This is a genomic window from Streptomyces sp. LN549, assembly GCF_043203805.1.
GTDB lineage: Bacteria > Actinomycetota > Actinomycetes > Streptomycetales > Streptomycetaceae > Streptomyces.
The window spans coordinates 600,283-618,106 of sequence record NZ_JAZHRI010000002.1 but is presented as its reverse complement, the minus strand read 5'-3'; the positions used below and the strand labels follow the sequence as shown (position 1 = coordinate 618,106).

20 protein-coding genes are annotated in these 17,824 nt (G+C 72.1%); 7 read left to right on the top strand and 13 right to left on the bottom strand.

What is annotated here, in order from left to right; translation table 11 throughout:
- Nucleotides 1-29 precede the first annotated feature (29 nt).
- Nucleotides 30-443 carry an organic hydroperoxide resistance protein gene (locus SH922_RS02865; RefSeq protein ID WP_393054320.1) on the bottom strand — a complete coding sequence of 138 codons (414 nt, stop codon included), beginning with the start codon at nt 441-443 and terminating at the stop codon, nt 30-32.
- A gap of 119 nt (nt 444-562) precedes the next feature.
- On the opposite strand from SH922_RS02865, the gene SH922_RS02860 reads away from it, so the two are divergent.
- On the top strand, nt 563-1,081 hold the full coding sequence (locus tag SH922_RS02860; RefSeq protein WP_393054318.1) for a MarR family winged helix-turn-helix transcriptional regulator: 519 nt from the start codon (nt 563-565) through the stop codon (nt 1,079-1,081).
- 329 nt (nt 1,082-1,410) lie between these two features.
- Here SH922_RS02860 and SH922_RS02855 read toward each other — a convergent pair whose 3' ends face one another.
- The 7 genes from SH922_RS02855 to SH922_RS02825 all read right to left on the bottom strand — a co-directional run bounded on the left by SH922_RS02855 (nt 1,411) and on the right by SH922_RS02825 (nt 6,964).
- On the bottom strand, nt 1,411-1,953 hold the full coding sequence (locus SH922_RS02855) for a hypothetical protein (RefSeq protein WP_393063449.1): 543 nt from the start codon (nt 1,951-1,953) through the stop codon (nt 1,411-1,413).
- A gap of 240 nt (nt 1,954-2,193) precedes the next feature.
- On the bottom strand, nt 2,194-2,541 hold the full coding sequence (locus SH922_RS02850; protein ID WP_393054316.1) for a DoxX family protein: 348 nt from the start codon (nt 2,539-2,541) through the stop codon (nt 2,194-2,196).
- Between the two features lie 176 nt (nt 2,542-2,717).
- Nucleotides 2,718-3,353 carry a methyltransferase domain-containing protein gene (locus SH922_RS02845; protein ID WP_393054314.1) on the bottom strand — a complete coding sequence of 212 codons (636 nt, stop codon included), beginning with the start codon at nt 3,351-3,353 and terminating at the stop codon, nt 2,718-2,720.
- 46 nt (nt 3,354-3,399) lie between these two features.
- The gene (locus tag SH922_RS02840) at nt 3,400-4,185 is read right to left on the bottom strand and encodes an SAM-dependent methyltransferase (protein ID WP_393054312.1); all 786 of its coding nucleotides are present in this window, start codon (nt 4,183-4,185) and stop codon (nt 3,400-3,402) included.
- A 173-nt stretch (nt 4,186-4,358) separates the two neighbouring features.
- Nucleotides 4,359-5,372: an NAD(P)/FAD-dependent oxidoreductase gene (locus tag SH922_RS02835; RefSeq protein WP_393054310.1), complete on the bottom strand. Its 1,014-nt coding sequence runs from the start codon at nt 5,370-5,372 to the stop codon at nt 4,359-4,361.
- Nucleotides 5,369-5,896, bottom strand: coding sequence for an isoprenylcysteine carboxyl methyltransferase family protein (locus tag SH922_RS02830; protein WP_393054308.1), 528 nt, complete (start codon nt 5,894-5,896; stop codon nt 5,369-5,371). The genes SH922_RS02835 and SH922_RS02830 overlap by 4 nt, the downstream gene beginning before the upstream one ends.
- 12 nt (nt 5,897-5,908) lie before the next feature.
- Entirely contained in the window at nt 5,909-6,964 is a 1,056-nt protein-coding gene (locus SH922_RS02825) for a type III polyketide synthase (RefSeq protein ID WP_393054306.1), read from the bottom strand.
- 118 nt (nt 6,965-7,082) lie between these two features.
- Here SH922_RS02825 and SH922_RS02820 point away from each other — a divergent pair, with 118 nt between their 5' ends.
- The gene (locus SH922_RS02820; RefSeq protein ID WP_393054304.1) at nt 7,083-7,952 is read left to right on the top strand and encodes a UbiA family prenyltransferase; all 870 of its coding nucleotides are present in this window, start codon (nt 7,083-7,085) and stop codon (nt 7,950-7,952) included.
- 16 nt (nt 7,953-7,968) lie between these two features.
- Here SH922_RS02820 and SH922_RS02815 read toward each other — a convergent pair whose 3' ends face one another.
- The 3 genes from SH922_RS02815 to SH922_RS02805 form a co-directional block, all read right to left on the bottom strand.
- The gene (locus SH922_RS02815) at nt 7,969-8,484 is read right to left on the bottom strand and encodes a hypothetical protein (protein WP_393054302.1); all 516 of its coding nucleotides are present in this window, start codon (nt 8,482-8,484) and stop codon (nt 7,969-7,971) included.
- 22 nt (nt 8,485-8,506) lie between these two features.
- Nucleotides 8,507-9,241 (bottom strand): SDR family oxidoreductase, encoded by a 735-nt coding sequence (locus SH922_RS02810; protein WP_393054300.1) that lies wholly within the window; start codon nt 9,239-9,241, stop codon nt 8,507-8,509.
- Nucleotides 9,242-9,431: 190 nt separating this feature from the next.
- Nucleotides 9,432-9,614 (bottom strand): DUF6381 family protein, encoded by a 183-nt coding sequence (locus tag SH922_RS02805; protein ID WP_393054298.1) that lies wholly within the window; start codon nt 9,612-9,614, stop codon nt 9,432-9,434.
- A 191-nt stretch (nt 9,615-9,805) separates the two neighbouring features.
- Between SH922_RS02805 and SH922_RS02800 the strand changes: the two genes are divergently transcribed.
- Nucleotides 9,806-10,492, top strand: a complete 687-nt coding sequence (locus tag SH922_RS02800; protein WP_393054297.1) for a ribonuclease H — start codon at nt 9,806-9,808, stop codon at nt 10,490-10,492.
- Between the two features lie 132 nt (nt 10,493-10,624).
- Nucleotides 10,625-11,359, top strand: a complete 735-nt coding sequence (locus SH922_RS02795) for a CDP-alcohol phosphatidyltransferase family protein (RefSeq protein WP_393054295.1) — start codon at nt 10,625-10,627, stop codon at nt 11,357-11,359.
- Here SH922_RS02795 and SH922_RS02790 read toward each other — a convergent pair.
- Nucleotides 11,328-11,774, bottom strand: a complete 447-nt coding sequence (locus tag SH922_RS02790) for an adenylyltransferase/cytidyltransferase family protein (RefSeq protein ID WP_219568850.1) — start codon at nt 11,772-11,774, stop codon at nt 11,328-11,330. The genes SH922_RS02795 and SH922_RS02790 overlap by 32 nt on opposite strands.
- 214 nt (nt 11,775-11,988) lie before the next feature.
- Between SH922_RS02790 and SH922_RS02785 the strand changes: the two genes are divergently transcribed.
- Genes SH922_RS02785 through SH922_RS02775 form a run of 3 tightly spaced genes read left to right on the top strand, consistent with a single transcriptional unit; the run spans nt 11,989 to nt 16,243 of the window.
- Nucleotides 11,989-13,251, top strand: coding sequence for a glycosyltransferase (locus SH922_RS02785; RefSeq protein ID WP_393054291.1), 1,263 nt, complete (start codon nt 11,989-11,991; stop codon nt 13,249-13,251).
- Nucleotides 13,248-15,002, top strand: a complete 1,755-nt coding sequence (locus tag SH922_RS02780; protein ID WP_393054288.1) for a lipopolysaccharide biosynthesis protein — start codon at nt 13,248-13,250, stop codon at nt 15,000-15,002. The genes SH922_RS02785 and SH922_RS02780 overlap by 4 nt, the downstream gene beginning before the upstream one ends.
- Nucleotides 14,999-16,243: a hypothetical protein gene (locus SH922_RS02775; RefSeq protein WP_393054285.1), complete on the top strand. Its 1,245-nt coding sequence runs from the start codon at nt 14,999-15,001 to the stop codon at nt 16,241-16,243. Before SH922_RS02780 ends, SH922_RS02775 begins: the two co-directional genes overlap by 4 nt.
- Here SH922_RS02775 and SH922_RS02770 read toward each other — a convergent pair.
- Complete coding sequence (locus SH922_RS02770; RefSeq protein ID WP_393054282.1) at nt 16,212-17,729, bottom strand: hypothetical protein; 1,518 nt, start codon at nt 17,727-17,729, stop codon at nt 16,212-16,214. The genes SH922_RS02775 and SH922_RS02770 overlap by 32 nt on opposite strands.
- Nucleotides 17,730-17,824 lie beyond the last annotated feature (95 nt).

The following is a 17,824-nucleotide window of genomic DNA, read 5'->3' as shown; positions in this document are numbered from 1 at the left end:
AGCCGGATCCCGGCCGCCAGGTCCGTCCGCTACTCGATGACGAGCTCGACCGGGATGTTGCCGCGGGTCGCGTTCGAGTAGGGGCAGACCTGGTGAGCCTGCTCGACCAGCTTGCGGCCGGTGGCCTCGTCGACGGACCCGGGAAGCTCCACGCGCAGCGTGACCGCGAGGCCGAAGCCCTCGCCCTGCTTGCCTATGCCCACCTCACCCGTCACGGCGGCGTCGGTCACATCGACCTTGGCCTGACGGCCCACGAGGCCCAGGGCACTCGCGAAGCACGCCGCGTACCCCGCGGCGAACAGCTGCTCCGGGTTCGTGCCCTGGCCGTTGCCGCCCATCTCCACCGGGATGGCCAGCTGGAGATCCAGCCTGCCGTCGGAGCTCACGGTGCGGCCGTCACGGCCGTGGGTGGCAGTGGCGACGGCGGTGTAGATCGTTTCCATGGAGAACGTTCCTCTCGAAGGTCATGTTCCGGCGGCGGTGTCCGGCCGCTTCCCCTGAAGTGAAGCACACAATTAAATTGTGCACAATCAAATCGGGTGTGCGGAGCTATGCTGAGTCCATGACCGCCACGCCCAGCCCCGTCCGCACGGCCGCGGCCTCGTCCGAGGCCGACTACCTCCGCCTGGACCAGCAGATCTGCTTCTCCCTGAACGCCGCCTCGCGTGCCTTCGGCGGTGTCTACCGGGTACTCCTCAAGGAGCTGGGGCTCACCTACCCCCAGTACCTGGTGATGCTGGTGCTCTGGGAGCACGGCGAGCTGCCGGTGAAGACGCTGGGGCAGCACCTGCGGCTCGACTCCGGCACGCTCTCTCCGCTGCTGAAGCGGCTGGAGGCGGCCGGCCTGGTGCGGCGCGAGCGGAGCGCCCGGGACGAGCGCTCGGTGCACGCGCACCTCACCGACGAGGGCACGGCCCTGCGTGAGCGGGCACTGCTCGTGCCCCGCCGGATCGCCGCGGCGACAGGCTTCGACCTCGACGAGATCAGCGACCTGCGGGACCGGCTCAACCGGCTCACGGCCGCGCTGGACGCGTCGGCGCCCGACGAAGGACCAGGCACCAACGGGGACGCCGGGAAGTAGCGCCGCCTCTTCGCGTCGGCCGCTCTGAAACAGTCGGCGCCCGCCCGTTCGGAACCAAACAGTTCGCTGCCCATGCGACGGGATCGAGAGTGTTTCGCTCGGTGTGCGGCGGCGGGTGCTGCGAGCGGCGATGCCGGCCGTGGCCAGGAGCGCTACAGCCGCGAAGGCGATCGCTGCCCAGGGGGTGCGGGCTGGGTCGCCGTGCTCAAGGGCGAGGCCGCCGACGAACGAGGCGGCCTTTTCGGACCGCCCTCGACGCCCACTCCGCGTGAGACGGAATGCGCCGTCCGGCGAGGCGGAGGTGGAGACCGCCGGATCGGCCCGGCCGGTCAGGCGGCGTAAGCGGTGACCGCCAGCGTCCCGGACAGCACCTTCCACAGCGCCCAGGCGCCGGCACGGCTCGCCGCACCGCACCACACGCTCTCCGTGCACCGCGTCGGCCGGTCCTGCCAGGCACTCACGACCAGGTAGTGGAAGCCGAAGGTGCGGCTGAACGCGAACCGGATGTGCAGACCGACGCCCAGGTCGTGGCCGGGCAGGGTCGCGATCTGCAGTTCGGTGTCACCGACGGCCTCCACCCGGACCGGGTTTCCGCCCACCAGATCGCACTCGTCCGCCTGCCGGATCCGGGCCGGACATCCACCGCTCACCGGGAACAGCCAGAAGTTGTCGGTGAGCTGTCGGCGTACGTCGTGGGCGCTGGTGAAGGGGTGCACCCCCAGTGAGTAGCTGTACCGGTACAGCCACTCAACGCCGCCGTGGCACGACGCGGGCCCCTCGTCGCACCCTTCGGTGACGGCGCCACCGCTGCCCGGTGGCTGGAGGAGGCGGGCGTCGCCGGACGAAGGCGGGGACAGCGTGAAGAGCACGATCGAGACGGCGAGCAGAACGGTCGACGCGCAACGAGCCGCCGTCCGGGTGAACGCCGCAACGGGTGGGGGCTCCGGCGCACACCCACGGTGTGCCGACTCCTGAGCCACCACCCGGGAGGTGCGGCGTCGAGTGCGACTCGCCTTCCGCATCAGCACCTCCCGAAGTGCGGTATGAGCCACCTGGAAGGTATGTCCTCGCGCGGGGTTCGGCATCCGTAAGCGACCCTCTCGAAGGGCGGTTCAGGCTGCGAGCCCCAGCACCATGGCCCCGACGACCGGTGCCGCGTACACCAGGGGGAAGGGGATGTGCGCGTACCAGCGGGCCCGGATCACCGTGACGACCGCACCGGCGAAGTACAGCACCAGGCCGGTCCCGGCCAGGAACCCGACGACCGGAACGAACAGTCCGGCGACCAGGCCCACGGCCCCGGCGGCCTTCGCCGCACCGAGCCAGGTCCACCAGGAGCGGGGGACGCTGTAGTCGGTCAGGGCCTGGACGACCCACTGGGCGCGGAAGAGCAGGGCGCCGGCCGAGTACCCGGCCATGGCGGCAGCGACGAGAGTGACGACGACGTGGGCGACGGACATGGTGGAGGCTCCTCATCGGGCGGGTGCCGGTGTGTTCTTGCCAGCCTCGGTGGCCGGTCCGGCACTGCACTGAAACGCCCCGACGGGGAAACGTGACACGTTCGCGAGGAAATCTTTCTGAGCCGGCCCCTGCCCCTGCCCCTGAGCTGGACTGAGACTGTGCTTGCAACGCCGAGTCAGGCGCGCCGCCGCGCCAGCACGAACAGATGCGGTTCGGGCACCGCCGCAGGATGGTCCGGGACGAAGAGGCCGGCCTCCTGTGCCAGGACCGTGAACCCGGCTGATGTCACCAGCTCGGTGAACGCGTCCTCACCGAAACTGGTCACCTGCACCGGCTGGCCCATGAACGTGCCGCTCACCCCCTCCACGTCCAACGGCACTGTCGCCACCGCCAGATGACCGTCGGGCCGAAGCGCCCGGGCGGCCAGACGCAGTACGTCCGCCTGCTCGGCGCGCGTGAGCTGCAGGAGCGAGAAGTACACACAGACCGCGTCGAAACTCCCGTCCACCAACGGCAGTTCACGGACATCCGCACAACGGAACTCCGCCCCGGGTACCTGCCGGGAAGCAATGTCCACCATGACCGGGGAGACATCGACGCCGAGCACCTCGTGGCCGGCGTCGGTCAGGACCTCGGCGGTCGGCCGCCCCGTGCCGCTGCCGATGTCCAGCACCCGGCTGCCCGGATCGAGCTGCTCCAGCAGGAGATCCAGAGAGGCGCGGTGCGCGGTGGAGCCGGCGAACGCACGCTCGTACTCGGCGCCGAGGGCGTCGAACACCGATGCGGCGGTGGGGCGTTGTTCCGAATCCATCGTGGAATCTCTCCTTGTTCGGCTGTTCGGCTGTTCGGCTGATCCGCTACGGAACGCGGGCGACGGCCACGTACAGTCCGCTGTGCTCCGGCTCCGGCGCGGGCGTCCCGCGGAACCACTCGGGGGCCGTCACCAGGCCGGGCTCGGCGACGTCCAGCCCGTCGAGGAACCGGGCGAACTCGTCCCGGGTGCGCAGTGCCAGCCGGATGCCGCCCTTGTCGTACTCGTCGGCCCCCTGCTGCCCCCGCTCCGGGTTGACGTCGGACGCGCCCTGGGACAGCACCACATGGCTTCCCGGTGCCAGCGCACTCGTCAGCGTGCGGACGATGCCGATCGGGTCCACGTCGTCGGGCAGGAAGTGCAGCAGGCCGAGCATCGAGAGGGCGACGGGGCGCCGGAAGTCCAGGACCTTGCGGGCCGCCTCGATGATGGTCTGCGGTTCACGGACGTCCGCCGGTACGTAGTCGGTGGCGCCCTCGGGCCGGCTGACCAGCAGCGCCTCGGCGTGGCGCAGGACGATCGGGTCGTTGTCGCAGTAGACCACCCGCGAGGCGGGGTTGATCCCCTGGGCGATCTGATGCAGGTTCGGCGCCGTCGGAATCCCGGTCCCGATGTCGAGGAACTGGTCGACGCCCTCCCCGGCCAGCCAGGCTGTGGCACGGTTCATGAACGCACGGTTCTGCCGCGCGCCGATCTTCGCCTCGACGGGCAGTTGTTCTGCCACCGCCTGGTCGACGGGGTAGTTGTCCTTGCCTCCGAGGAGCGCGTCGTAGACGCGCGCCGACTGCGGCCTGCTGGTGTCTATCGGGGGCTGGGACGTCCCTGCCGTCATGACGAGCTCCGTTGCAGATGAGGTGAAACCGTTCCTTCGGCGAAGTCTGCCACAGCAACTTCATGATGATCACGTGGTGTTGGGGGACCGCGGAGCCGTCCGCCGGGCCGCTGACCTGGGCCTGCCCGGATCCTGCACCGCCCGCCCGGCACTTCGCTGCACCACCGGGACTCCTACTGCAGGGCCCGGACCGCCGCACGGAACAGGGCCGGAGCCCGGTGCGCCGCGGGAACGATCATCCGCGCCGTGGCGGGACGCCGGGCAAGCGCCAACAGCCCTCCGGTGAGCAGTCGATGACGGAGGGTCAGTCGGCCCCAACTGGCCGGATAGTCCTGCGGACGACCGGAGGCCAGAGAGTCCACTGCCGCGCGGGCCGTCGCCACGGCCAGCGCGACCCCCTCGCCGGTCAGCGCATCCACATAGCCCGCGGCGTCGCCGACCAGCAGGACCCGTCCGGCCTGCCGCGCCCGCGCCTGCTGGCGCAGGGGACCGGCTCCCCGCACGGAACCCGTGTCCCGGCCGAGGAGCATGGCTGCCAGGCGAGGGAAGGCCGCCAGGTGTCTCTCGTAGCCAAGGCGCTCCCCGCTGAGCACGGCCACGCCCACCAGGCCGTCCCCGAGCGGCGTCACATATGCCTCGCCGTGCCGGGACCAGTGAACCTCCACGAACTCCGTCCACGGGGTGACGCGGTAGTGCCGGCGCAGCCCGTACCGGCGCACCGCCGTGGCGGGGCCGTCCAGGCCGAGCCCGCGGCGCACGGGCGAGTGCAGCCCGTCGGCCGCGATCAGCCAGCGGGCGGTCAGCCCGCAGGCAGTCACCCGGTCGTGGCCCTGCCGCACGTCCGCGACCTTGCCCCGCACGATCCGTACGCCGAGCTCCACCGCCCGGGCGTGCAACGCGGTGTGCAGCGCGGTCCGCCGGACACCGAGCCCGGTCCGGCCACGGAACTCGGCCTCCGCGCTCCGCGCGCCCTCCAGATAGCGGATCCCGCGCAAGGGGTGGCCGGAGACCTCCACGCCCAGAGCCCGCAGCGCCGCGACCCCGCTGGGCATGATGCCTTCGCCGCACGCCTTGTCGACGGGCGCGGTGCGGGGCTCGACGACGACGGCCTCCATGCCGAGCGATGCCGCCCGGATCGCCGCCGCCAGGCCGGCCGGGCCGCCGCCCGCGACCAGGACATCGATCACGCCGGCACGCCCCCGGCCGGCGCGGAGGCGAGCGCCGCCTCCTCGCACCGGACACGTACGGCCATGAGCGCCGCGTTGAGCACGGTGAAGAGCACCGCGGTCACCCACGCACCGTGGACGAGCGGCAGCGCGATCCCCTCGGCGGCGACGGCGACGTAGTTCGGGTGGCGCAGCAGGCGGTACGGTCCGCCGGTCACCAGCGGCAGCCCCGGGACCACGATGACGCGGGTGTTCCACCGGGGTCCGAGCGTACGGATGCACCACCAGCGCAAGGCCTGTGCGGCCACCACCACGGCCGCCATCGTCCAGCCGAGCAGGGGCACGAACGGCCGGTCCGCCAGTCCGGCCTCGGCCAGGCACCCTGCCAGCAGGCCGGTGTGCAGGGCGACCATCGCCGGATAGTGACCGCGACCCGACTCGGTACCTCCCCTGGCCAGCGCCCAGCGCGTGTTGCGCAGGGCGACGGCGAGTTCGGCGAGGCGTTCGCCCGCCACGGCCAGCACCAGCGCGGTGTACCAGATCATGTGTCCTCCGACCTACCAGCGCAGCAGCACCAGTTCGCAGCAGAATCCGGGGCCCATGGCCATCAGCAGGCCGGGCGAACCCCGTTCGGGCCGCCGCTGTTCCAGCGTGTCCCGCAGGACGTGGAGCACCGAGGACGAGGACAGGTTCCCGACCTCGGCCAGCGAGCGCCAGGTGACGTCGAGCGCCCCGTCGGGGAGCGAGAGGACATCCGTGACGGCCTCCAGCACCTTGGGACCGCCCGGGTGGCACACCCAGTGGGCGACGTCCTTCGGCTTGAGCCCGTGCTCCGCGAGGAAGTCCCGTACGTCGTCCGCCAGATAGCGGCGCACGACATCCGGCACGCCCGGATCGAGCACCACCTTGAAGCCGGAATCCCGGATGTCCCAGCCCATCACGTGCTCGGTGTCCGGATACAGCCGGCTGCGGGTGGCCACCACCTCGGGCCCGGCAGCGGACGCCCGGCCCTCACCGAGCGCCACCACGGCGGCTGCGCCGTCACCGAACAGTGCGGTCGCCACCAGGTTGGCGGGCGACGCGTCGCCGCGCTGGAAGGTCAGGGAGCACAGCTCGACAGAGAGCAGCACCGCCACGTCGTCGGGCCTGCCGAGCAGATAGTCGTGGAGCCGGGCGATTCCCGCTGCCCCGGCGACGCAGCCGAGCCCGAAGACCGGCAGCCGCTTCACATCCGGCCGCAGGCCGAGGCGCCCCACGAGCCGGGCGTCGACGGAGGGAGCCGCCACCCCGGTGACGGAGGTGAACATCAGCAGGTCCACATCGGCGGGCCGCAGCCCCGCCGTCCGCAGCGCCCCGCGCAACGCCTCGGCACCGAGGTCCACCGCCGCCTTGATGAACACGTCGTTGGCGTCCCCGAAACCGTCCAGCTCCGTGTAGCGGTCCAGCGGCAGCACCATGTTCCGGGTGCGCACCCGGGCGTTCTCGTGCAGCCGGTCCAGGACGCGCCGGTCGGCCCCCGGCGGCAGACAGGTGCGGGCCACCATGTCGGTGACCTCGCGCTGGGTGTGGCGGTACGGGGCCAGGGCGCCGTGCACGGCGGCGATCCGGGTCATCCTGGGCCCTGCTTCTCAGGCGTCATGGATGATCCCTGCCCCGCGTGATGGACAAAACACCGCAAACAACCCGTGCGGCTGTCAGGTCCGCCGTGCCCGGAGTACCTACGATCACGGGATGGGCACTCCGGACCCGTCTCGCGCCTACGCCGCGACCACATGGCCGCTCCGCCGCACAGCAGCGCTGGCCCGCTCCTGCCATCCGGGGCCGGTGGTCGCGGTGACCGCGACCGCGGGTGCCCTGGGCGCAGGTGTCGGCCTCGACGGGATCCGCTGCTCCCTCCTCGTTGCCGCCGTGCTGAGCGGCCAGCTCTCCGTGGGCTGGTGCAACGACGCCTTCGACGCGCGGCGGGACGCCGCCGCCGGACGCAGGGGCAAGCCGGTGGCCGACGGGTCGGTGAGCCGTAGAGCGGTCTGGGCGGCGGCAGGCACCGCCGCCCTGCTGTGCGTGCCGTTCTCCCTGGCCTGCGGACCGCTCGCCGGCGCAGTGCATCTGACGGCCGTGGCTGCCGCCTGGGCGTACAACCTGAAACTGAAGGCCACCGCCCTGTCCTGGCTTCCGTACGTCATCGGGTTCGGCACCCTGCCCGCCGTGGCCGCGCTGACCCTGCCCGGCCGCCCCGGGCCGACGTGGTGGGCGGTGACCGCCGGTGCGTTGCTGGGCCTGGCGGCCCACCTGGGTGATGTCCTCCCCGACATCGAGGACGATCTGAGCAACGGCGTGTCCGGCCTTCCGCACCGGCTGGGCGCCACCGCCACCGGACTGCTGCTGCCGGTGCCCCTCGTGGCGGCCTCCGTGGTCCTGGCCCTCGGCCCGGCGGGGCCGGCCGGCCCGTGGGGAGCGGTGACGCTCGCCGTCGCGGCGCCGGCGGCGCTCGCGGGGCTCCTGCTCGCCCGGACCTGGCGCAAGGCGCCCCTCGCCGCGGCGGCTGTCGTCGCGGGGGCGGACGTGGCGCTCCTGCTGGTGCGCGGCACCGCTCCGGTGTGACCCGGGCACGCGGTCCTCACACCGTGCGCAGCCAGACGTCGAGCAGCCGCAGGTCGGCGTCGGTCAGGCCCAGCCCGGGGTCCACGCGGTGGAGCAGGGCAGGCCCGGCATGGTGGGCCGCCACCCAGCGCCGGTCCCGCTCGGTGATCTCGTCGTCCACCCATGCGAAGGCGCACCCCGCGGCCCAGGCGACGAGAGGACGCGTCTTCCAGTGGAGTCCCGCCCGTACGTCCCGCTCGTCCTCGTCCGAAGGGGCGGGCCAGGTGACCACACGGAGTTCCGGCAGCCCGAGTCGCGGTGCGACGACCGCATTCGCCTCGTCCGCCCACGTCGTCGCCCAGACCAGCTCGCACGCGAGCGCCGTCAGCCTGGGCCCGAGAGCCGGGTCGATCCTGTCGAGCAGCGGATTCGCCCCGGCTGCCGGTGGCGGCCCTCCCGGGTACACGGGGTGCCCGCCGGTGCGCGGGCCGAACGGGATGAGGGGGCCGTCGACATCGAGGAAGAGCAGCGGAAGGCCGCCGGGACCGGTCACCGCTGCACCGTACAACCGGGCGTCAGCGCCCGCCCGCCACCCTCAGGATCGCCCCGGTGGCGTACGAGGCGTCGTCCGAGAGCAGCCACGCGACGGCGCCGGCGATCTCCTCGGGCTGTCCCGGCCGGCCCAGGGGGATCCCGGCGGCAGCCTTGTCGGGGCGTTCCGGGTCCGCGTGGAAATCGGTTCGGATGATGCCGGGGGCCACCGCGTTGACGCGGATGCCCGCTGCCGCGACCTCCTTGGACAGCCCGATGGTCATCGCGTCCACGGCTGCCTTGGCCGCGGCGTAGTGGATGTACTCGCCCGGACCGCCGAGCGTGGCCGCCGCCGACGACATGTTCACGATGGCCCCGCCGCCCGAAGCGCTCATGTCGCGCACGGCGCGCCGCGCGCACAGCAAGTAACCGACGACGTTGACGTCCAGAGCGCGCCGGAGCCCGGCCGCGTCGGCATCGGCGAGCGGGCCCGTCGGGCCGCCGACCCCGGCGTTGTTGACCAGGCCCGTGACCGGGCCGAGCTCAGCCGCTGCGGTGTCGAAGAGCAGATCGACGCCGGCCTCGTCGGTCGTGTCCATCCGCACCGTCACACAGCGCCGGCCGACCTCCCGTGCGGCCACGGCGACGGCCTCGGCCGCTGCCGCGTCGGAGCGATAGCCCAGGGCGACGTGATGACCGTCGGCCGCCAGGCGTACGCAGACTGCGGCCCCGATCCCGCGACTGCCGCCGGTGACCACGGTTACCGGCTGACGGCTCATGCAAGACCCCTCGCTCCTGTGCGACGACGACGTGACGTCCTCGGTGAGGACCCATCGTAAGAGGTGGTGATCAGCCACCCCCGGATGGGCCTTCGGCGTCCGGGGCAGGCGCGTGCGCGGCCCACGTACGACGATGGGCTGCCACCCCCTCATGGAAGGGTGGCAGCCCGTCGTTCGTGTGCGCGGGTGGCTACACGGGGCGGTCGCTGCCGCTCCGGACGCCCTGCTGCTCGCTCTGCTCGTGCAGCTTCCGGGCCTTCTCCTGGAGCCGACGCCGCTGCTCCGGGTCGCTCGTGCGCTCCGCGGCCTCGGTCATGTGCCTGGCCTTCTCGCGCATCTGCTGGGCTCGGCCGGTTTCTCCTGCAACGCTCATCGTCGCTCCTTGAACGGTAGGGAAGAGCGGGCCCCTTCAGAGAAGCAGCGGTGCGTGAGCATCGCACCCCGAAGCGTCACGCACGGTGAGAGTGGCAGGTGGGGCGGGTGCGGCGCCGGGGCGACGCGGTGCGGACACCGGGAGCGGAACCGGCGTGATCCGGGCTGCCGGACGCTGGCATGATCAGGGGTATGAACGAGCGCATGATCGCCGCGTGTGACGGGGCGTCGAAGGGTAATCCGGGGCCGGCCGCCTGGGCCTATGTGGTGGCCGACGCCGAGGGCAGGCCACTGCGGTGGGAGGCCGGTCCGCTGGGCACCGCCACCAACAACGTCGCCGAGCTCACCGCCCTGCAGGAACTGCTGGAGTCACTCGACCCGGCCGTGGCGCTCGAGGTCCGGATGGACTCGCAGTACGCGATGAACGCCGTGACCAAGTGGCTGCCGGGCTGGAAGCGCAACGGCTGGAAGACCTCGGCCGGCAAACCCGTCGCCAACCGCGACCTGGTGGCCCGTATCGACTCCCTGCTGACCGGCCGGGCCGTGGAGTTCGTCTACGTGCCGGCCCACCAGGTGGACGGCGACCCGCTGAACGCCCTGGCCGACCAGGCTGCCAGTGAAGTGGCCGTCGCGCAGCGCGCGGCGGGCACCTCGCAGGGTTCCGCGGACCTGCCGGTTCCCGCACCCTCCCGTGCCACCGAAGGACGGCGGACAGGCGGCGCGACGAAGAAGGCAGGGAGCGCGGCCCGGGCCGGAGCGACCATCCGCGCCAAGTTCTCCGGGCGGTGCCACTGCGGAAAGCCGTACGCGGCCAAGGACATGATCGCCAAGAACGACCATGGCTGGGGCCACCCGGAGTGCCGGACCGCCGCCGCCTGAGGTGGGGCACCCGGCAGGCCGGGTCGAGGTGATCCCGCCCCCGGAGGGGGATGCGCGTGCCATGATGCGGCTCCGGCGGCGAGGTCCTAGATGCCGCCGGAGCTGTGGGAACGGCGACACGCTGGGGGGCGTATGAAAAGCACGGGCGCGGTGCTGCGTGAGCTGCGCGGGGCGCAGAAGTCGGCCAAGGGGGTGTCGCTGTACTCGCGGTACGTGAACCGGCCGGCCGGGCGGATCTTCGCAGCCGCCGCGTTCCGACTGGGTATGACACCCAATCAGGTCACCCTGGTGAGTGCGGCGTTCACGTTCGCCGCCCTTGCTGCGGTGGCCTTGGTCCGCCCCTCCTGGGGGCTGGCCGTCCTGGTCTGCCTGGGGCTGGCCGTGGGCTTCGCGCTCGACTCGGCCGACGGGCAGCTCGCCCGGCTCACCGGCCGCGGCGGGCCGGACGGGGAGTGGCTGGACCACGTCGTCGACTGCGCCAAGATGATCCTGGTCCACACCGTCGTACTGATCTCGTTCCACCGTTACTTCGGTCTGCCGGCGGACGGCTGGCTGCTCCTGCCGCTCGGCTTCCTGTTCGTCGCGGTGCTCACCTTCTGTGCGGGGCTGCTGCGTGAACAGCTGGGGAAGGCGGCCGCCGGTCCCGCTCCGGCGGGCGGGGCGGCAGTGCCCGCACCCGTCTCCCGGCTACGGGCCGTGGTGCTGCTGCCGGCCGACTACGGCGTGTTCTGCCTGGTGTTCCTGCTGCTCGGCGACGAGACGGCGTTCCGGACCGGATACGCCGTGCTCGCCGCCGTGCACGCACTGTTCCTGGTGGCGTTCCTCGGCAAGTGGTTCAGGGAGCTGAGAGCGCTCCGGGCAGGCTGACCAGCGTGTCCAGCGCCCGGCGCAGCTGGGTGCTGGACGTGTGCACGGTGTACGGGAAGTAGACGACCTCCACGCCGACTTCGGCGAAGTCGCGTTCGAGGCGCTTGCCCTTCTCCGTGTCGCGCCAGTCGTCCCCCTTGAAGATGACGTCGAACCTGACCTGCTGCCAGGTCTCGACCTTGTCGGGTACGGTCTCGACGAACGCCGCGTCCACGTACCGCACGCTCCGGACGATCTCCAGCCGCTCCGGCAGCGGAATGACCGGCTTGTGGCCCTTGGCGAGCGCGGCCATCTCGTCCGAGACGACCCCCGCGACCAGGTAGTCGCACTGACTGCGGGCGTGCCGCAGGATGTTGAGGTGGCCTATGTGGAACAGGTCGTAGACCCCCGGCGCGTAGCCGACCCTGTGCACCATCCGTTCTCTCCCCCCACGGTGTGAACGTGATGTCCGTGTCCCACCGGAAGGTGTCCGGACATGGCATCCGGTCCGGTGGGATATCGGTATCGGTGTTGATCGTGCAACGACCTTACTGTGAAGACCACTTGCGCATCTCGTGAACGGATAAGCTCACTTTTGGGGCTGTTCCTTGGGGGGAACACAGGTGGCTCCGGGGGAAGGCGATCGTCCGATGCCAGAAACAGAGCACCACAGACCGCTCGACGGCCGCCGCCTGCTGGTGGTCTCGACGAACTACGCGCCGGAGCTGACCGGCATAGGTCCGTACGCCGCCCAGCTTGCCGAGCACTGGGCCCGCTCAGGGGCCGACACCCATGTGCTGACCGGCATGCCGCACTACCCGTCCTGGCGGACCGAGGCGGCCTATCGGGGAGTGTGGCGGGCCGAGGAGCGGCGCGCGGGCGTCACGGTCCACCGGCGAAGACACTATGTGCCGCCCCGGCAGAGCGCCCTGCGCAGAGCCGCCTTCGAGGCGAGTGTGCTCGCGCACGGCCTCGCGGCCCCGCCCGCGCTGCGGCCCGACGCGGTGATCTCCCAGCTGCCGAGCCTCGCCGGCGGCGTCATCGGCGCCCGGCTGGCCCGCCGCCACGGGATTCCCCACATACCCGTCGTGCAGGACCTGATGGGCGCCGCCGCCGCGCAGAGCGGCATCCGGGGCGGCGGCCGGGCAGCCGCCCTGGCGGCACGGGCCGAGAGGTACGCCCTCGGGTCCGCGACGCTGGTCGGCGTCATCCACGAGACCTTCGTCCCCCGGGTCACCGCCTACGGGGTGGACCCGGACCGCATCCGGCTCGTTCCCAACTGGAGCCATGTCCCGCCCCCTTCGGCCGACCGTGCCACGACCAGGGCCCGCCTGGGCTGGCGCGAGGGCACCCCCGTCGTCCTGCACTCCGGCAACATGGGGCTCAAACAGGGGCTGGAGGTCCTTGTCGACGCGGCGCGGCTCGCCCCCGAGATCCGCATCGTCCTGATGGGCGACGGCAATCAGCGCGAGGCCCTGCTGGCCCGCGCTTCCGGCCTGACCAATCTCGACTTCCTGCCGCCCGCCGGCGCGGACGAGTTCACCGACGTTCTGGCCGCCGCCGACGTACTCGCCGTGACCCAGCGCGCGTCCGTGCTCGACATGAGCGTGCCCTCCAAGCTCACCTCGTACTTCGTCTCGGGCCGCCCCGTCGTCGCCTCCGTGGCCGACGGGGGCGGCACCGCCCAGGAGGTGCAGCGCTCGGGCGCCGGACTCCTCGTCGCACCCGAGGACCCGGCCGCGGTACTCGCGGCGGTCCGCAAGCTCATCGAGGAACCCGCCGCAGCCGACGAACTCGGCTCCCACGGACCCCGGTACGTGGCTCGCCACCTCGGCCGGGAAGCCGGTCTCGCCCGCTTCGACGCACTGCTCACCGAGGTCCTTCAGGACACCGAAGGGAGAGACCGCCGATGACCCACCCGATCCGCGCCCTGGAGGACCAGGACGAACCCGCGCTGCTCAGGGATCAGTTCCGCCAGCTCCTGCGCTACCGCACCCTGCTCGCGTGCGGCGTCGTCGTCGGACTGCTCGGCTCCGGCTGGCTGGCCCTGAGCGGCGAGGACACCTACACCTCCACCGGTGAGGTGTCCGTACGTTCCGCCACCTCGGACCCCTTCGCCGCGGGCGCCTCGGCCGACAAGGGCATCAACATCGGCTCCGAGCGCCAGACCGCGGTCAGCGACGCCGTGGGCACCGTAGCCGTCGGCTCGCTGGCGAAGTCCGGCGACGCCGTGGAGGTGGGGACACTGCTCTCCGGGCTCCAGGTCACCAACCCGCCCAACACTCTGGTGCTCAGGTTCTCCTACACCAGCCGCACCCCCGAACAGGCGAAGGCCCGCGCCCAGGCCCTCGCCGAGGCCTATCTGGAGATACGCCGGGAACGTACCGAGAACAGCATCGACAACATGGTCGACGGCTACCGTGCCCAGCTGAAGCCGCTCACCGAACAACGCGACCGGCTGGCCGAGCAGGAAACCGCCACCGTGGGCAACGACGTCACCAGCGCACGGGCCAACCTCATCGTCTCCATCTCCGAACTGAGCCAGAAAATATCGGAGTTGCGTGCGCTCGACACGACACCGGGCTATCTGAACAAGAAGCCCGTCGTGCCCGAGACGCCCAGCGGCGCCGGGCTCCCCCTGCTCCTCGGACTCGGCGGCGTCGTCGGCCTGGCGCTCGGCCTGCTGCTGTCCTGGGTTCGGCTTGTCTTCGACCCAGCCGTCCGGTCCACCAGGGAACTCGTCCGCTCGCTCGGCGCCCCGCTGCTGGGCACCCTGCCCAGGGAACGGGCCGCGACCGGAACACTGCTCGCCATCGGGCGCGGCGGCAGCAGACTGGCCGAGGAGTACCGGGCCGTCGCCTTCCGGCTCGCGTACGACCCCTCGTTCACCGAGCGCCGCCGGCTCCTGGTCACCGCGCCCCGCGGGGACAACGCCATGGCGACCGCAGCCGCGGCCAACCTCGCGGCAGCCTTCGCGGAGATGGGGCGCGACGTCCTGCTGGTCGAGGCCGATCTGAGGGCCCCGTCCCTGGCCGCGGAACTCGGCGCGGCGGGCCGCGGCGGCCGGCCCAGCTGGGCCGCCGAACGCGACGAGCGCACCTGGCCCTCGGACAGCCGCACCAACGTGGACGTGCCCGGATCGGGGGCCTTCACCCTGATCGCCGGCCGCCGTACGGACAACGTGCCGCGCGCCTTGACCTCCGCACCCGTCGGCCGCATCCTCGCCGAAGGCGGCCGGCCCGGAGCGGTCGTCATCGTGCTGGCCCCACCCGTCCTCTCGTACGCCGACGCCGTCGCGCTCATCGACCGCGTCGAGGGTGTCGTGGTGGTCTGTGACCCGCGCGAGGTGCACCGCAGCGACCTGGAGCGGATCCGCGAGATCATCGGCGCGGCAGGCGGCTCCGTGCTCGGTACCCTGCTGCACCCCGGCTACGGGCGCCTGGAGCGCAGGGCCCGTCGGAAGACGGCCAAACGCCGCGGTCGCGGTCGGCCGGCAACCGCACACGGCCACGCCGGGCAGGACGGTGCGCAGGCGGACGGCCCCGACCTGGCGGACGGCGCCGGGCACACCGGTGACCCCACCGAGACGCTCGGTCTGCGCACGCTGGACAGTGGCAACGGGCGCGGCGGCAGCGACCACAGCAGCACCGCGGGACACAGATGAGGGCACGCACCGCGGTCGTCTGCTCGGTCGCGGACCAGGGGGTGGCCGCGCTCACCAACATCCTGGTGCTGGTGGTGGCCGCCCGGCTCTCCACCGTCGCCGACTTCGCGCGCTTCTCCGCCGTCTACCTCGTCTTCACCGTGCTCCTCGGGGTGTCCGGCGCCTACACCGGCCAGCCACTGGTGCTGCGCCGCGGGGCGAGTGACGAGACGCGCGGAGCCTGCCGGTCCGCTCTCGGGTTCACCCTGCTCGTCTCGGCCGTCGCCGGCGGCCTGCTCGCCGCCGTCTGCGCGATGCTGCCGGGGGAGACGGCGCGCGCCCTGACCATGCTCGGGATCGTGCTGCCGGTCGTCCTCGCGCAGGACACGGCCCGCTACGCCTTCGCCACTCTGCACGCGCAGCATCTGGCACTGGCCGCCGACACGCTCCGACTGGTCTGTGTCCTCGGTACGCTGGCCGTACAGCCGCACGGCACCCCGGCGGCCTGGCTGGTCCTTGTCTGGGGCCTCTCCGCCCTGCCCGCGCTCCTGCTCTCCGCGGCCGTGCTGCACCGCAGGACGGCCGGCACCCCGGTGCTGCTGAAACCGTTGGTCAGGAAGGGGCACCTCGGCCGGCGGTTCGTCGTCGAGTTCGGCGTCGGCAATGCGACCAGCCAGCTCTCCGTGCTCGGGCTCGGCGCGGTCGGCAACCCCCTCGTCGTCGGCGCCCTGCGCGGCGCCACCACCCTCTTCGGCCCGCTCAACGTACTTTTCACCTCGGCCACCGGCTTCGGCCCCCCGGTCATCGGACGGCTCGCCACCGAACGGCTCAGGGTGCGGGCCACCGCCGCGCTGGCCGCCGTCCTGGCACTGACCGCAGCCGGCTGGGCGACCGTCCTCGCCCTGCTCCCCGGCTCGGTCGGCCGGCATCTGCTCGGTGACACCTGGCCGACGGCGGCGGCACTGCTCCCGGCGACCGGCAGTCAGTACGCCGCGATGGCCGTCGGCACCTGCGGGCTACTGGCGCTCAGACTCCTCGATCCACGCACCACGCTCTCGATCCAGGTGGTCTTCTCCCTCGCCGCGGTCGCCTTCCTCACCGGCGGCTACGTCCTCGGCGGAGTGATGGGCGCCGCCTGGGGCCTGTGCCTGGGATCCGTCTGCAAGGCGGTCGCCACCTGGACCCGGGTGGCGCGGCTGACCCGCCGCGGCGAGCCCGGGCTCGCCGCGGTCAGCGCGACCGCCGCCGGCTCCGGTCCGTGAAACTCGTGACCAGCGCCAGGCACAGCGCCGCGATGGCCAGCTTCCCGACGGCCTGGAGCAGCGGGCCGCGCAGCAGGATGAAGGTGTATCCCGCGATCAGCGGCGCCGTGATCGCCAGGACACTGCCGGGCCCCGGACCGTCGCGCGACACCGCCCGCGCGTACCGGCGGTCGGTGCGGGCGGCGGCGTAACCGATCAGGGCGAGACCGCCGACCATGCCAGGCGCCCCGAAGTCCACCCAGAGCTCGGTCCACAGAGGCGCGGAGAGGTTGGTCATGTTCATCCCCATCCACTGCCCGACGCGCACCCCGGTGTCCTCCGGCTTGCCGCTCCACGCCGCCCTCGGTACGAAGAAGAAGGCGGACCCCGCCAGTTGGCGGCCGTACGTGTGACCACGGGTATCGACCCAGGAGATGGTGTTGGCGAACATCACCGTCTGGTCGTAGTCCTTGGTGGCCAGCGGCTCGAACACGGACGAGGACTGCACCGGCCGGTACCCGGTGTCGTCGTAGCGGAACCGGTCCGCGTACGGGAACAGCACCAGGGCGCCGACCACCCCCATGGCCAGCACCGAGCGGTACATCGCCGCACTGCTGGGGAACGCCGTGAACAACAGTGAGACCAGCACCGTCAGGAACCAGTAACGGGCGTTGGATATCGGGTTGTTCACGACCAGGTTGACGGCTGCCAGGGCGATCCACACCAGGACGGTGGACGGTGAGCGCCGCGCCCGGCGCGAGGTCACCAGCCGTCGGGTGCAGAAGAGCAGCGCCAGCAGGGCAGGCACCGTACCGAAACCCTTCAGGAACGCCGAGCCCACATTGGACTCCCCGGAAGCGACGCCGCTCTCCGCGACCGAGGCACTGATCTCCTGCCTGCTGGAGAAGAACACGGCGGGCCCGCCGAGCTTCAGCACGTAGTAGCCGCTCGCCGCGAGCGCGAGCAGCACCAGCAGCCGCAGCCTGACCGGGTGCGCCGTGGCAGGACCGCCGCCGCCCACGCGGGCCGGGGTGCGCCGTCGCAGCGGACGCCGGGACGCCAGCAGCGCCCCGAGATCGAAGGCCGCACACCCCACCAGGATCAGGGCGATCGCCGTGACCAGATCGGCCCGCGGTCCGACCATCGGCGTCGGTGTCTGACCGATGACCGCCTGGGCGAACGGTGCCACCCCCATCGCGATGTACACGAACATCCAGAAGACGCCCTGCAGCAGCCGGCGCCGCGTGGACAGGACCATCGTGGCCAGCCGGGCCCCGGAGTAGCACGTCAGCACGAGCTGCAGCCAGTACGCCGTGTCCCGGGAACCGGTCCCGGGCTGGGCGGCGATCAACGCAGGCAGGAAGCAGACCAGGCCCAGGATGAGCGGCACGGCCATCGCCCGCGACAGCATCGCCCAGGACATCGGCTTGGCGGGCGGCTCGACCGACGGCCGCGGGTTGCCGTCCCGTACGGGCGCGGACGGCGGTGCCCCGTGCACGGACGTCATCGTCCCCCCGTTCCGTGAGCCTGTGACCCTTTGAACACCTTAACGAATCAACCCACTTGAGGTGATGTGATGACTAGTCTGTGAACAGCCGGCCG